The sequence below is a fragment of the Arthrobacter sp. 147(2020) genome (assembly GCF_013116715.1).
In the GTDB taxonomy this organism is placed as follows: Bacteria; Actinomycetota; Actinomycetes; order Actinomycetales; family Micrococcaceae; genus Arthrobacter_D.
Window position 1 is genome coordinate 105,463 of the sequence record NZ_JABFOM010000005.1, and the last position, 14,005, is coordinate 119,467.

Consider the following 14,005-nt stretch of genomic DNA (forward strand, 5'->3'; position numbering starts at 1 on the left):
CCGGTATGGCCGAGCACACGAGGGAGCGGGCAGCCGTCAGCATCGCCGCCCGCGGCTGGAGCTGGCGGCACGCCGGGCGTAAGAGACCAGCGGTCCAGGACATTGATCTGGTGGTTCAGCCAGGGGAACGGGTGTTGCTGCTCGGTGCCTCCGGTTCCGGGAAGTCCACCCTACTGCACGGCCTGGCGGGTGTGCTCGGCGACGACGGCCAGGGGGAGGAACACGGTTCCCTCACCCTCGACGGAAGCCCGCCCGGTCGGGTCCGGGGACGTGCGGGGCTGGTGCTGCAGGACCCTGACACGCAGATAGTCCTTGCCCGGGTGGGCGACGAGGTGGCGTTCGGAGCCGAGAACCAGTCCGTCCCCCGGGCGGAAATCTGGGAGCGGGTCCGGCAAGCGCTCGACGACGTCGGGTTGGACGTCCCCCTGGACCGGTCGACAACGGCGCTCTCGGGCGGGCAAAAGCAGCGCCTCGCGCTCGCCGCGGTGCTGGCCATGCAGCCTGGGCTATTGCTGCTGGATGAACCGACAGCAAACCTCGACCCGGAGGGGGTCCTGGAGGTACGCGACGCAGTCGTCCGTGTCCTGGAGCGAACCGGCGCCACTTTCGTGGTGGTGGAACACCGGGTAGCGGTCTGGGCGGATGTGGTGGACCGGGTGGTGGTGCTGGCGGCCGACGGCGGTATCCTCGCCGACGGCCCGCCGGACACTGTGCTGACGGATACCCGAACCCGCGCGCGGCTGGCGGAGGCTGGGGTCTGGATCCCGGGCCACCAGCCAGCTGTGCCCGGCCTGCTGCCATCCCCGGGGGACCCCCTGCTGGCTGCCCGTGGGCTTTCGGTGGCGCGGACCAAGCGTGGCCCGGTGGTGCTCGACGACGTCGACGTCGAGCTGCAGGCGGGGTCGTCCCTCGGTATCGTCGGACCCAACGGAGGTGGCAAGTCCACGCTTGCGCTGACCCTGGCGGGGCTCCTTCCACTGCGGGGTGGGGTACTGGAGGCCGCTCCGGCGCTCGCCCGTGGCGCCGGCACCAATCCTCATGGTTGGAAGTCAGCCCAGCTGGTGACCCGGATCGGAACCGTGTTCCAGGAACCCGAACACCAGTTCCTCACGCACCGGGTGATCGATGAACTTGAATTCGGACCGCGCCGGCTGGAGAACAGCGACGAGGCAACGGTCCGACGGCGGGTCGATCCGATCGCTGAACGGCTCAGGCTCACGTCGCTGCTCCAGGCCAACCCGTTCACGCTCTCCGGCGGAGAAAAGCGTCGCCTCTCGGTGGCGACCATGCTGGCGACCAACCCCGACATTCTGGTGCTGGATGAGCCCACTTTCGGGCAGGACGCCAATACCTGGGCGGAACTGGTGGCGCTGATGGCTGAACTGATTCAGGGTGGTGGCAGCCTGGTGGCCGTCACCCATGATCAGGAATTTACCGAGGCGCTGGGAAGCCGGCTGTTGTGCGTCGCCGACAGCCAGGCACTACCGCGGGCTGCATCGTGAGCGTTGATGTGCTGACGCCCCAGCTCACCGGTCGGATCCTGCCGCGGGCAAACCCGCTGTCCAAACTGTTCGCCGCGGTATTGGTCACTGTGGTGGTGATGCTCAGCATCGACTGGGTGAGCGCCGCCGTCGTGTTGGGAAGTGAACTGGTGCTGCTCCCACTGCTGGGGATCAGCGCCTGGCAACTGTTCAAACGCACCTGGCCCCTGGTCCTGGCGGCGGTGGTCGCCGGCTACGGGACGGCCCTGCTGGCGGAGAAGACGGGAGCGGTGCTCCTGGAGTTCGGTCCGGTGCTTTTCACCCAGGATTCGGTGAACTCGGGGATCGCCATTGGGTTGCGTGGGCTGGCCATCGCTCTTCCGGGTATTTTCCTGCTGATGACCACCGACCCCACAGACCTCGCCGATGCACTGGCACAGAAACTGAGGATGCCGCACCGGTTTGTGCTGGGAGCCCTTGCGGGGCTGCGGCTGGTGGGGCTCCTCGTGGATGAGTGGCGGACACTCGGCTTGGCCCGGCACGCCCGCGGGGTTGGGTCCGAGGGCAACCCGGTGGCCCGGCTACGGAACTTCCTCGGGCAGGGGTTTGGACTGATTGTGCAGGCAATCCGCCGGGCCACCCGGCTCGCGGTAGCCATGGAGGCGCGAGGGTTCGGGGCGGGGGACCGCACCTGGGCGAGGGAAAGCACTTTCACCCGACTGGACCTCTGGGTCTGCCTGGTCGGCGTGCTCATCGCCGGAACAGCGGTCACCGCAGCGGTGCTGGCCGGGACCTGGAACTTCCTCATCGGTGCCAGCTAGCCGGGCTCACCGACCTTGGTCAGGTCTGTCCGCCAACTTCGGCGGCCCGGGCCCGGAGGTGGTCCCGTTCCGCAGCATTACCGCAGAGCTCAATCGCGGCGTGGAACGAGGCGACCGCCTCCGGTGCCCTACCCGCTCGCGCCAGAAGCTCCGCCCGCACTGCGGGAAGACGATGGTGGTGGGGGAGCCGGTCCTCCAGCCCGGCCAGCAACGCAAGGGCGGCCTCGGGCCCGTCGTCCTCCAACACGGCGACGGCGCGCGCGAGCCGCACCACCGGTGAACCGGTCAGCGCCTCCAACTCGGCGTACAGCGTTGCGATCCGATGCCACCGGGTGTCAGCTGCGCGGGCCGCGCTCGCATGCTCGGCGGCGATCCTGCCCTGGAGCAGGTACTCCAACGCCAGCCCCGACGTGTCCGGGGGAACCCTGCCCAGCAGGTCCAGCCCGGACTTTATCTCGGCGGCGTGCCATCGGCTCCGATCCTGCTCAGGCAACAGCACCAGCCCGCCATCGTCCGCCACTCGGGCGTCTCGGCGGGAATGCTGGAGTGTCATCAGGCCGAGCAGGGCGAGGACCACCGGTTGGTTGGGGAGCAGCCCATCGAGCACCTGCGCCAACCGGATCGCCTCGGCAGCGGACGAGGTGCGCACCGGGTCGTCACCGGTGGCCGGAGCGTACCCGGCGGTGAAGACGAGGTAGATGACTGCTGCCACCACATCCAGCCGATCCGCCAGCCGGTCTGCTGCCGGGAGGGTGAACGGAATGCCCGCGGCCGCCACCTTCTTCTTGGCCCGGGTAAGCCGGGCAGCCATGGTCGACTCCTGGACCAGGAACAGGCGGGCAATCTCGGTGACGCTGAGACCGTTGACGAACCTCAGTGCCAGGGCTGCCCGCGCATCAGCCGAGAGCGCAGGGTGGCAGCAGGTGAAGAGCATCCGCAGCCGCTCGTCGGGCACGTGGCCGCCGGCGTCGATTGCCTGAGCGGCGTGGGCCCGTGCTTCGGCGTCGACCACCATGAGCGGTTCCCGCCGTCGGGCGATGGCCTCGGCGCGCACCTGATCCAGCGCGCGACGCCGGGCGGCCGTCAGGAGCCATGCCGCAGGGGAGTCGGGGATTCCGTCGTGCGGCCAGGTACGGACCGCCGCGGCGAACGCTTCGGCCAGCGCGTCCTCGGCGAGGTCAAGCCTACGGAACCGGCCGACCAGCAGTGCGAGGAGTCTGGCCCACTGGTCCTGCCAGGCCCGTTCGAGGGCCACGTGTGCGTCCCCGGACGGACCCGGCATCGGCGTGCTTCCTGCTACTCGGGGATGGATCAGTACTCGGTGATGGGACGCAGCTCCACCGTGTACTCGGGGAGCAGCTTCACCAGGTCCACCGCGACGTCGAGATCCGGCACATCCAGCACGTAAAAGCCGCCCAACTGCTCGGCGGTTTCCGCGAACGGCCCATCGGTCAGGCTCACTTGGTCCCCGCGTCGCCGCACCGTGGTCGCTGTCGACACAGTGGCCAGCGCTTCCCCGGCGACGATTTTCCCCCGCTGGCGGGCGGCCTCCGAAAAGGCGTCGTGCTCGCCCATCCACTGTTCCTGTTCGGCTTCGGTGGCGTTAGCCCAGATCGACTCGTCCTGGTAGAGAAAGACTGCAATCTTCATCTAGCTGCCCTCGCTCGGTGGGACGGTGGCCCTGATTTCAGCGGGCCCGGTGGTGTCGGCCAGCAGTTCACTGACCAGTTGCGCAAGGGACTCGAGGTTGTCGGTTTCCACCAGGTAGAAACCTCCCAGCTGCTCTGCCGTCTCGGTGTAGGGTCCGTCGGTGATGCCGACGGAGCCGAACCTCACAATCTTGGCGGTCGCGGACGGCTGCAGTTCCGCGCCTCCGGTGATCTTGTGACCGTCCTCGCTGCAGCGCCGAGAGAATTCGTTATGCCGCGCGTAGGTCGCGGCGCGTTGCTCGGGTGTCGCTTCCTGCCAGGCGCGCTCGTTGTCGTGTAGCAGGATGACGTATTCAGTGCTCATCTGAAAACTCCTATCGTGTCCTTCGACGGCGCCCTGATGCGCCGCTTATGTCCATGACGGTTCACCTTGGCAGAAATCGACAACCGGCGTCAGGAAATTTTCGCCACCAGTTCCGACAGCTCCGCTGTGAGGTCGCGAGGAGTGGGAAGCTGCTGTCCGTCGAGCGAATTGACCGGGGCAAGGAGCCGGATGCTGGAGATCAGCCAGACGCCGTCGGCGTCGTACAGATCGGCGGGGACCAGCGGTCCGTAGCCGAGTTCCCACCCGGCAGCCTTCGCCACCTCGAAGAGAGCGCTCTGCGACGTCCCGGGCAGGATCCCGCTCTCCAGCTGGGGGGTGAGCAGGGTCTTGACGCCGTCCCGGACCCGGGCCAGCAGCACCGTCGATGTGGGACCTTCCAGCACCTTGCCGTCGGAGGAGGTGAAGATGACGTCATCGGCGCCATGGGCGTGCGCGTACCTGACCGCGGCCATGTTGACCGCATAGGAAAGGGTCTTCGCACCCATGAGTAGCCATGGTGCCCTTTGCGCCACGGTGCTGTCATACCCCCGGTCCAGGAGGATCACTGCCAGCCCGTCCCTGCGCTGCCGCCGGGTCTTCTCGGGGACCGGCGATACCTGTACCCAGGCGGTGGGCGTGGTGGCTCCCTCGACCCCGCGGGTCACCACCAGCTTCACTGCCAACTCGGTCTCGGGTAGGACGTCGGCGCCTGCCGTGTACTCGTCGAGAGCTGTGGCAATCGCCCGACGCCATGCCTCCTGTGCGGGCAGTTCGAGGTCCAGTGCCCGCGCCGACGACGCGAGACGGTCGAGATGGGCCTGCACCTTTCTGGCCTCACCGTTGAGGGCGAGGAGCGACTCGAAAATACCGTCCCCGCGCGTGGCGCCCAGGTCAGTGGCCATTACCTGCGGCACGGATGCGTCGGCCACGCGGCCGTCGTTGTAGGCGGGATCCAGGAATACGAGAACAGTCATGGGATCAGCTTAGTTGCGTCCCTGCTGGCGGCGACGGCGGCGCACTGGCCGGTTTTCAGCGGGCAGTCTGCTCCCGATAGAATTTCATCAGTAGTGTTACCAAATGACACCTGATCCCGTCGTCACGGGAGAAACCCCACAGAACGGATTGTTATCGTGATCGGATTTATCGTCGCTGGACTCATCATCGGCGCGCTGGCACGGCTCATCAAGCCAGGCAAGCAGAACCTTGGCCTGCTCGCGACCCTGTTGCTGGGCCTCGCCGGTTCGGTGATCGGCGGAGTGATCGCCAGCCTCGTAGGCACCGGGCAGATCTTTGAGCTGAATGTGTTTGGCTTCGTCGTTGCGGTCATCGCCTCGGTGCTGCTGATCGGTGTTGCCGAGGGCATGAGCGGCCGCCGGAAGGTCCGCCGCTAACCTGCCCTCAGATAGTTTCACTGCACAAAGGCCAGGAAGAACCCAGTACCGAAAACCATCCGTGAGCAAATGAGCACGGGGATATCGGTTTTATGCTGGGTTCTTCCTGGCCTTTTTCTGGAACGTCGAGATATGGACGCGGGGATAGAAACCGTGCCGCTCGGCGTGGGCAGTAATACCTGCCAGATTTGTTTATGCCCTATTCAGCCGCGGCGAGGGCATCATTGATCAGCTGTTCCAGTTCCGCCTGCGCTTCGGGGAGGATCTCCGTACCCGTTTTTGCTGCGGTAATGGTGAGATTCCCCTGCACGGCCGACACAGTCATGGATGACTGCGTTTCCCCAGATGAGCCGAGGGTTTGGACAGCGAGGGCACCGATCGAGGTTTCCGCGTCGGTGGCTACTTCTAGGGGCTGCAGTTCGGAGGTGATGACCTCGCCCTCAAACTCCACCTCAAAGCTGGTGCACTGGTCGATCGAATCCTGAGATTTAGTGATCTGCTCCGCCATTACGGCCGGGTCCTCGACCGCGATGACCGTGACAGTCGTCTGGGTCATTTCCTCCGCGGCCTGGCTCAGGCCCGCTGCGTAGGTGCTGCCCTCGGGAGCTTGCAGGTTCTCCGATGCGAACACATTGCATTCCTCAGGACTGATGGTGGCATTCTCAAGGATGGTGCGCGCCAGCATGATGCCCTGGTCGAGCTGTTCCGCCGGCATGACGGTGAGTGGTTGACCTTGCGCATCGGTCAGCGAGGACACGAGGGCCGACAGATCCTCGTTGGTGTAGTCAGCTCCGGCCTCTGCGGATTCTGTCGGGGACGGCTCTTCGGTCGGTTCTACCGAGGGTGCAGCCGAGGAGGCCGCCGAAGTAGCCTCAGCCGACGGCGTGGCGTCAGATGTGCCACCCGATTCAGCGCCGCAACCAGCAAGCGCGAGTGCGGCTACGCACAGCAGGGCAAAGTGTGTGGATTTCTTCATGCCATTTCTCCCATTGTTAGTGGCCACCGTCCCCCAACGGAAGAATGGCAGTATGTGATTGTGGAATGAATATAGCAGACCTTTCGTGAGTCTTCGTCGGTCAGGTGAGGCGCTTTCTACGGTTAGATAGCCTGATGACTAAAGTCTTCAGCAGGATTGCGAAATATGGCACCGTCATCGGGTTTATGGCTGCCGCTTTGATGCTGATCTTTGGCGTGCGGTATTTCTTCGAACGGGATCTCTCGGCGGCTCTTGGCGGTGCAGCTGGAGCAGCTATCGGGCTGGCAGTGGGGCTGCCACTGGCTAGTCATCTGCTTCGAAGGAAAGAGCGGCGCCAGTCCGCTGCCGGAAGGATCGAAGTATCAATGCGCGCGCTCTCCGGTGACGACGGGATAGCCACTCGCTGGAGAACCGGCGAGGTCCTCATCGGCCCCGGCACGTTAGCGTTTCACCGCCATTGGCGGACCTTCGCCATTCGCTCGTCAAAAGAACCTGTCTTGATCCAGATCGTGGGTGAGGTCGGCGGCCCATTGAGGAAACCAGGCAAATGGGAAGCTTTCAACCGTCTGAATGGCAAGGAGGAGGTCCTTGCTCTGGGCACCCCATCGGGTCGGATCGAGGTGGCAGCAACACCGGCCCGGCTCAGGATGATTCAACAGCGGCTTGCGCCGCCTCCTGGTGGTCCCTCAGTACCTCGCTGATCACCCGGTGGGTGGCCGACTCCTCGTCGGAGCCGGTACCGATGCACTCGACAAGGGTGATGAGTGCCTTCCACAGCGCCCATCCCCGGGCACGCGTCCAGGTCCCGTTGTCGAGGCCCACCCGGTCGCGGAACACGCCTCGGCCGGACTGGTCCAGGAGAGTCCAGGCGACCGTCAGGTCACAGGCCGGATCGCCGACGGCGCAGCAGCCAAAGTCGATCACCGCGGCCAACCGACCGTCCCCGTCCACCAGGAGATTTCCGGCCGCCACGTCACCGTGCACCCAGACGGGGCGCCCGGTCCATGGTGCGCCAAGGGCGGCTTCCCAGACTCCGATTGCGGCCTCCCCCGGCAGCACCTGCCCAAGTTCGGCGATCGCTGCCCGGGTCTCCGCGTCGTAGGTGGCCAACGGTCCGCCGCGGTGGAAGTTGTGTTCGCCCGGCGGGGGAGCACCGCCCGGTTCAATCCGGTGCAATGCCCGAAGGAAGTCCGCCAGCGAGGCGGCGCAGTCGGCCAGATCCACCGGGCCGGTGTCGCTCGCTGCCGTGCCGTCGAGCCACCGGTAGACCGACCAGGGCCACGGATAGTGATCGTCGGGGGCGCCCTGCGCCACGGGTTGGGGGATTGGCAACGGAAGCTCCGCGGCCAGCACCGGGAGCCAGCGGTGTTCCTTCATCACCTGGGGGGCGTAACTCGCTGCGCTTGGCAGCCGGACCAGAAACTCCTCACCGAGCCTGAACGTCCGGTTGTCGTTCCCGCCCGGCAGCACCTCGGTCACGGTGAGCCCGCCCCAGCGGGGAAACTGGCTGGCGATCAACCGGGTGACCAGCTCCGCCGACAGCTCGGGCGCGTGATGTGTCATGATTCGTCAGCTGTCCGGGAAGTCGGAGCCGAGACCTGACAACACCCCGAAGGCCTTGGTGCGGACTTCCTCCCACTCATCGGCGGGATCGGAATCAGCGGTGATCGCTCCGCCGACGCCCAGACTCAGCCGGGTACCGCCGTCGTCGTCTTCCAGCACCAGGGTGCGGATGACGACGGCGAGGTCCGCCGCCCCGTTCAGCGAGAAGTACCCAACGGCGCCCGAATACACACCGCGCGGTGCATTCTCCAGCTGGTCGAGGATAGCCATGGTGCTGATCTTAGGTGCTCCGGTCATCGATCCGGCAGGGAACGCCACCGCGACGGCCTCAGCGCGTGACACCCCGGGACGCAATTGGGCGTCAATGGTGCTCACCATCTGATGGACTGTGGCGTAGGTTTCGATCTCGCACAGCCGGCTCACGCTCACACTGCCGGGCACCGCCGCGTGGGATAGGTCGTTACGCAGCAGATCAACGATCATGACGTTCTCGGCACGGTCCTTCAGGGACGTCCGGAGGTCCTCGCGGAGCAGGTGGTCGGTCGAGGGGTCAGGGGAACGACGGCGGGTGCCCTTGATCGGTTCGGCACGCAGGGTACCGGTGGCGCTCAGGCGAAGGAACCGTTCCGGGGAGGTGCTGGCTACAGCGAAACCGGGAAACTGCAGGTAGTGGGCAAAGGGCGCCGGGCTGGCGGTCCGCAGCGACAGGTAGGTGGCCAATGGGTCCACCGGTGCAGCGGTGCGGGCGTGCAACGCGGTGGTCAGGCACACCTCGTAGGTGTTGCCATCACGGATCTCCGCCTGCGCGCGCCGCACCTTGTCCAAGTAGCTGTCCCGGGTGTCCCGGGCACTGAACACGGGGGAGGGTTGACCAGGCTCCACTCCGCTGGAGACCGGGGCCGCCACCGGCCTGGAGGCTTGCACGACTGCCCGGCGCGCTGTACTGGCCCAGCCCCTGGCTTCCTCATGGCTGCCGGGGCCAGCCAGGGTGAGCAGGTAGGTGGCCTCCTGCTCATGGTCGATGACGACGGCCCGCCCGGCGAACAGGAGCGCCGCATCCGGAAGGGAACCGGCGGGGGCCGAGCTGCCGCCGGTCTCGCGTTTGAGCTCGTAGCCGAGGTAGCCGAGCCAGCCGAGGGTGAAGCCACACTGGTAGTCGGCGGGGGTAGGCACTGAGCGTCGGCCCCAGGTCCCGTCCAGCCAGCGAAAGAACGGGCCGGGAACGCGGGCCGTCACCGGGCCGGAAACCACCTCGGTGGTGCCCGCGGTATGCCGGGCCAGCTGACCGAACTGCCCGCCGTCGTCGGCCAAGATACTGAACCGGCTCCGCCCGCCGCCGCCCGCCGTCGAGTCGGAACTGTCCAGCCAGACCGCGCACGCTGAACCGCCGTAGAGCGCGGAGAAGAGGTCGCCACCATCGGGCCGGCCCGGCAGGCGCTCCACCTGCAGCGTCACCGCGCGACGCTGCGCGCGTTCGACGGCGAGCAGCGACCCACACTGCGGCAACCCCGTGAGGGCGAGCCGGACCCGCTGCGGCGCAGCCGGATCCCGGTGGCCGTCCACCACCAGGTCGGCGGTCAGCTGCGGCTGGTCACGGTCAAGCCAGGCCTGCTCCTGCCGTGCCCAGCGCTCCCAGAACGGAGCGAACGTGTCACCGTCGCGGTTGAGCGCACTGGTGCGCCGAACCTCCGCTGGAGCCTCCACCCAAATGCTCACATCAAGCAACTCCAGCGCCGCCCGGCACGCCGCGCCCACCCCTTCAACGATGACGACGTCGGCCGGCTCGGTGCTGTGCTCCGGCCCGTCGTCGTCGGCGGTCCAGTCCCAGGCCCGCCACCGGGCGGTACGACCCGCCGTCAGCGGGGCAAGCACCCCCGCAACGTACCGGTCCATGCCGGCTTCCAAACCGTCCCAGCCCGGGTAGATATCCTCGAGATGGAACAGGCTCACGGTGTGGTGCTCGCGGAGCAGGGCGGCCAGCTCGACGGCGAGGGTGGTCTTGCCAGCCCCCGACCGACCATCGACGGCGATGATCAACGGTACGACGGCGGTCCCGGCTTTGGGTGCCATGGGCGGCGGATCCTTCGAGGTGGCGTCAGGCGACGGCGAGCAGGATGCCCACGGCTACAAACAGTAGGCCAAAGACGCGGTTGAGAACTATCTGGCCCCTCGGATTCTGGGTGAACCGCCTGAACGACTTGGCGGCAGCTGCATAGAAGAACCACATGACGAGCACATCGATGGCCACCACAGTTCCCGCGAGGACACCGTACTGCCCCAGCAGCGGTTCGCTGGGCCTGATGAACTGGGGGATGAACGCGAGGAAAAACACGATCGCCTTCGGGTTGAGCAGGTTCACCCACAGGCCGCGCCGGAACAGGGAGAAGGCACCCTCGGCCCGGCGGACCGCTGCCTGTTCCTCAAGGTCGGGACGCTGGAGCAGTTTCCGGATCCCCAGGTAGACCAGGTAGGCGGCGCCACCGAACCGGATGACGTTGAATGCGACCGGTGAACTCGCGACGAGCAGTCCCACGCCTGCGGCCACCACCGCGATGTGCACCAGAAGGGCCACCTGCTGGCCCAGAATTCCCCACATGGATCGGCGGAATCCCACCGTGAGCGAGTTGCTCATGGTGTTGACGGCTCCCGCGCCGGGGCTGAAGCTGATGAGGGCCTGGGCTCCCAGCAGAGCCAGCCAGACGGAAAAAGTCACCAGACGATTCTACGGCGGTACGCTGCCGTCCGGTGCGGGGGATCCCGGTCACGAAATGTATCGTCATAGGGTGACTAGGCCAGGTATTCGCAGGGCAGCCCTGCTGGTGACCGGTCTGACGGCTGTGTCCACTCTCTTCGGCTTCGTCCGCGACGTCGTCATCGCCGCCGTCTTCGGTGCTGGGGCCGCGCTTGACGCCTACCTGGTGGCGCAGGGGTTGATGAATATTGTCCTGGGCCTGATCGCCTACGCGATGGCCCGGGCCGCGATCCCCGTCACCTCCCGTGAGGCCGCCGAGGAGGTGGATGGCTGCCGGGGGCACCCGGGCTTCGACACTGCGATCACCGTCACCATGATCGTCCTCGGGGTGGGCGGCGTGGTGATGAGCATCTTCGCCGGACCGGTCACCGCGGTGATCGCCCCCGGGTTCGACGGCGCCCAGGCTGAGCTCGCCGAATCGCTCACCCGGATCGTGCTGATCGCCACTGTACTGATCGCCGGCACTGACCTGCTGGCCGCGCTGTCGCAATCGCACGGACGGGTGGCCTGGTCCGCGCTGCAGGGCGTGCCGTTCAACATCATCATGATCGCCGCTGCTGGCCTGTTCGGTCCCACCTACGGGATCGCCGCGCTCGCCGTCGGATTTGTGGTCGGCTCGGGAGCACGCCTGCTGCTGCAGTTGCCACCGCTGTTCTCCTTGGGAACCCGAGTGCGCCCGCGGCTGAACCTGCGCGACCCCGGGTTCCGCGAAATGGCACGTCTGATGCCGCCCATGCTGGTGGGCAGTGCCATCGGCAACATCAACACGCTCGTGGACCGTGCCGTCGGATCCACCCTCGAGGAGGGTGCCATCACTGCACTGTCCTACGGGTGGCGGCTGGTCAATCTCCCCGAAACCCTCATCATCGCTTCCCTGCTGGTCCCCCTCTACCCGGCGCTGAGCGCCTCCTCGAAGAACATTGTTGAGATACGTCGGCTGGTGGGCAGGGGGCTGGCGGTGGCGGTCAGCGTCCTGACACCTTTGTGCGTGGTGATGATCATCGCTGCCCAGCCACTCGCGGAGGTGGCCTTCGGCCGCGGCGCCTTTACCGGTGATGACATCACCGCGACGGCGACAGCCCTCGCCTGGTACGCGCCGGCGCTGCTGGCGCTGGGCTGCCGGCAGGTGGTGGTCAGCACCTCCTACGCGATTGGAGATGCGCGGGCCCCGGTGGTGGTGGCGGTGATTGCGATGGTCATCAACGTGGTCGGCGACATCCTTCTCGCCCCGCTGATGGGGATTGCGGGCATCGCACTGGCGACCACCGCGTCGCTGGTATTTGCTGCCCTCGCGAACAGCTGGCTTCTCCGACGCCGGCACCAGGGCCTCGACCTCCGGGCCGCGGTGGCCCTGTTGGCGCGGGCCCTGCTCCTCGCTGCCGTGGCGGGCGCGGCCGGGGTGGGAGCGCTGGCGCTGATCGAGGGCCAGCCCGCGATCATCACCGGCGGGGTGGCAGCACTGGTGGTGTGCGGTGTCTACCTGCTGGGGCTGATAGTGCTGCGTGCTCCGGAACGGCTTCTCGCCCTGGACATGGTCAAGTCAGTGGCGCGGAAGGGCCGGCGGAACTAGCGGCCACGGCTCAGGTGGTGGCGGGGGCCGGCTTGGGCTTACGATCCACCCGGCGGAGCCGGGCTGAGGCGAGGTGCAGGGTAGGCCCTGGGTCGCGGAGGTTCCACACACTGTGGACGCCCTGGCTGGCCCACCGCAGCGTGTCAACGACGTCGGTGATCCTCCCGCCGCGGCGTTCGACGCTGGCTCGCCGCAGGTCGCCGGCTGTCCAGGCGTAGCGCATGCCTGCTGCCGCGTCGGGCAGGTTGTCGACTTTCTCGCCCAGCACCAGCCGTCCCCACAGGTCGGTCAGTCCTGGCCGGGCAGCATTGGTCAGAGCCATGGATCCGAAGAACCGGCCATTGAGGTCGATCAGGTGATGGGCGCCGTCGTCGTCGATCAGGAACTGCAACTCCACCAGCCCCCACCAGCCGAGGTCCCGAAGCAGGGCCTCCGCCCGGGCCGCTAGATCCTCGTCCACGGGTACCGTCTCGGCCCGGGTGGATACGCCGTTGGGAGTCGGCCAGAGGCGTGAGGTCACCTGCTGCACCCGCCCGTCGAGGTGGCCGTCATGGAAAACACCGATCAGTGCACCGAGATGACCCTTGATGGGTTGCTGGAGGATCGGTTCGGCCCCGGATTTGAGGATCCGTTCGATCTGCGGGCCGGCGGAAACGGCGTCAGGAAAGAGCTTCGCTTCGATCCGGTGAGGGCGGGTCTGGCCGTGTGACCAATGGGTCAGGCATTTGACTACCACCGGCCCGTCCCACTCCGCGATGGCCTGCGCGGTCGCCGGAACGGTTCTGGGCGCGGCAAGACCGGTGCGGTTTGCGCGGTCGGACAGCTCCACCTTGTTCAACGCCGCGTTCACGACGTCGGCCGGCGGGTGGGCCACCCGGGTAGGGATTTCGTCGCGGTAGGTGGCAAGTGCTGCCATCCAGTCATCGCCGCCGCCGAAGACGACGTCGTAGGATCCGACAGCCACCGCGCGGCGTACGCCCTCGATGAACGCGGTGCCGTCCTGCCGCGGCCGGGGTACTACGTGCCGGGCGGAAACGGCGACCGATGCGCACAGCATGCCCCCGCCGTCGGGCGTGCCAACACCCACGATCCAGCCGGACTGACGCAGTGACCGAACTGCTGCGAGCGCGCCCCTGTCCCGGCTGGTGCTGATGACGAGGGCGCGGCGCCCCTCGTGTGTTGTGTCTTTCAAGCTCGCCTCAAGAATTGTGAGCGTCCGCACCGATGCTCCACACCGGTGCGGACGCTCCTGTAGATCAAATCATTGCTTGAGTTCCACTGTACTGTCGGGACCGGCTCTAGCCCCGTTTACCGGGCACTCCCGGCGTTTTTCTCATCAACCTCTCATCCGGCGGGGGCACAATCGGATGAGTCCATGCCGGTGTTGGAGAAAGAGCCAATGCCGTCACCCGACCCTCAAAGGTCGCCAACTTTCCAG

Annotated in this window: 14 protein-coding genes; 5 read left to right on the forward strand and 9 right to left on the reverse strand. The window is 66.8% G+C overall.

The genetic code is table 11. The annotated features are described in order from the left end of the window. Nucleotides 1–5: 5 nt before the first annotated feature. Together HMI58_RS05770 and HMI58_RS05775 are read left to right on the forward strand one after the other, a co-directional pair. A complete protein-coding gene (locus tag HMI58_RS05770) occupies nucleotides 6–1,502 on the forward strand; it encodes an ATP-binding cassette domain-containing protein (protein ID WP_171618448.1) in 1,497 nt (498 codons plus the stop codon). Next, the gene (locus HMI58_RS05775) at nucleotides 1,499–2,302 is read left to right on the forward strand and encodes an energy-coupling factor transporter transmembrane component T (RefSeq protein WP_171618449.1); all 804 of its coding nucleotides are present in this window, start codon (nucleotides 1,499–1,501) and stop codon (nucleotides 2,300–2,302) included. Before HMI58_RS05770 ends, HMI58_RS05775 begins: the two co-directional genes overlap by 4 nt. Nucleotides 2,303–2,321: 19 nt before the next feature. Here HMI58_RS05775 and HMI58_RS05780 read toward each other — a convergent pair whose 3' ends face one another. The 4 genes from HMI58_RS05780 to HMI58_RS05795 form a co-directional block, all read right to left on the reverse strand. Then, nucleotides 2,322–3,584, reverse strand: a complete 1,263-nt coding sequence (locus tag HMI58_RS05780; protein WP_171618450.1) for a DUF6596 domain-containing protein — start codon at nucleotides 3,582–3,584, stop codon at nucleotides 2,322–2,324. 29 nt (nucleotides 3,585–3,613) lie between these two features. After that, the gene (locus tag HMI58_RS05785) at nucleotides 3,614–3,952 is read right to left on the reverse strand and encodes a YciI family protein (protein WP_171618451.1); all 339 of its coding nucleotides are present in this window, start codon (nucleotides 3,950–3,952) and stop codon (nucleotides 3,614–3,616) included. Next, entirely contained in the window at nucleotides 3,953–4,315 is a 363-nt protein-coding gene (locus HMI58_RS05790) for a YciI family protein (RefSeq protein ID WP_171618452.1), read from the reverse strand. It abuts the gene before it with no gap. Between the two features lie 89 nt (nucleotides 4,316–4,404). Continuing rightward, nucleotides 4,405–5,289: an aminodeoxychorismate lyase gene (locus HMI58_RS05795; RefSeq protein WP_171618453.1), complete on the reverse strand. Its 885-nt coding sequence runs from the start codon at nucleotides 5,287–5,289 to the stop codon at nucleotides 4,405–4,407. Nucleotides 5,290–5,445: 156 nt separating this feature from the next. Here HMI58_RS05795 and HMI58_RS05800 point away from each other — a divergent pair, with 156 nt between their 5' ends. Further along, nucleotides 5,446–5,706 carry a hypothetical protein gene (locus HMI58_RS05800; protein WP_171584651.1) on the forward strand — a complete coding sequence of 87 codons (261 nt, stop codon included), beginning with the start codon at nucleotides 5,446–5,448 and terminating at the stop codon, nucleotides 5,704–5,706. 199 nt (nucleotides 5,707–5,905) lie between these two features. Here the strand turns inward: HMI58_RS05800 and HMI58_RS05805 are convergent, their stop codons facing one another. Next, the gene (locus tag HMI58_RS05805) at nucleotides 5,906–6,682 is read right to left on the reverse strand and encodes a hypothetical protein (protein WP_171618454.1); all 777 of its coding nucleotides are present in this window, start codon (nucleotides 6,680–6,682) and stop codon (nucleotides 5,906–5,908) included. 134 nt (nucleotides 6,683–6,816) lie between these two features. On the opposite strand from HMI58_RS05805, the gene HMI58_RS05810 reads away from it, so the two are divergent. Beyond that, nucleotides 6,817–7,383, forward strand: a complete 567-nt coding sequence (locus HMI58_RS05810) for a hypothetical protein (protein ID WP_171618455.1) — start codon at nucleotides 6,817–6,819, stop codon at nucleotides 7,381–7,383. Here HMI58_RS05810 and HMI58_RS05815 read toward each other — a convergent pair. The 3 genes from HMI58_RS05815 to HMI58_RS05825 are packed head-to-tail and all read right to left on the reverse strand — an operon-like array spanning nucleotide 7,325 to nucleotide 10,958. Next, nucleotides 7,325–8,245, reverse strand: a complete 921-nt coding sequence (locus HMI58_RS05815) for an aminoglycoside phosphotransferase family protein (RefSeq protein ID WP_171618456.1) — start codon at nucleotides 8,243–8,245, stop codon at nucleotides 7,325–7,327. The genes HMI58_RS05810 and HMI58_RS05815 overlap by 59 nt on opposite strands. 6 nt (nucleotides 8,246–8,251) lie before the next feature. Then, nucleotides 8,252–10,315: an aminodeoxychorismate synthase component I gene (pabB, locus tag HMI58_RS05820; RefSeq protein WP_171618457.1), complete on the reverse strand. Its 2,064-nt coding sequence runs from the start codon at nucleotides 10,313–10,315 to the stop codon at nucleotides 8,252–8,254. Nucleotides 10,316–10,340: 25 nt separating this feature from the next. After that, nucleotides 10,341–10,958, reverse strand: a complete 618-nt coding sequence (locus HMI58_RS05825; RefSeq protein ID WP_171618458.1) for a LysE family transporter — start codon at nucleotides 10,956–10,958, stop codon at nucleotides 10,341–10,343. Between the two features lie 70 nt (nucleotides 10,959–11,028). Here HMI58_RS05825 and murJ point away from each other — a divergent pair, with 70 nt between their 5' ends. Then, complete coding sequence (gene murJ, locus HMI58_RS05830; RefSeq protein WP_318779140.1) at nucleotides 11,029–12,567, forward strand: murein biosynthesis integral membrane protein MurJ; 1,539 nt, start codon at nucleotides 11,029–11,031, stop codon at nucleotides 12,565–12,567. Nucleotides 12,568–12,577: 10 nt separating this feature from the next. On the opposite strand, the gene HMI58_RS05835 is transcribed toward murJ, so the two are convergent. After that, nucleotides 12,578–13,759, reverse strand: a complete 1,182-nt coding sequence (locus HMI58_RS05835) for a hypothetical protein (protein ID WP_171618459.1) — start codon at nucleotides 13,757–13,759, stop codon at nucleotides 12,578–12,580. Between the last annotated feature and the right edge of the window lie 246 nt (nucleotides 13,760–14,005).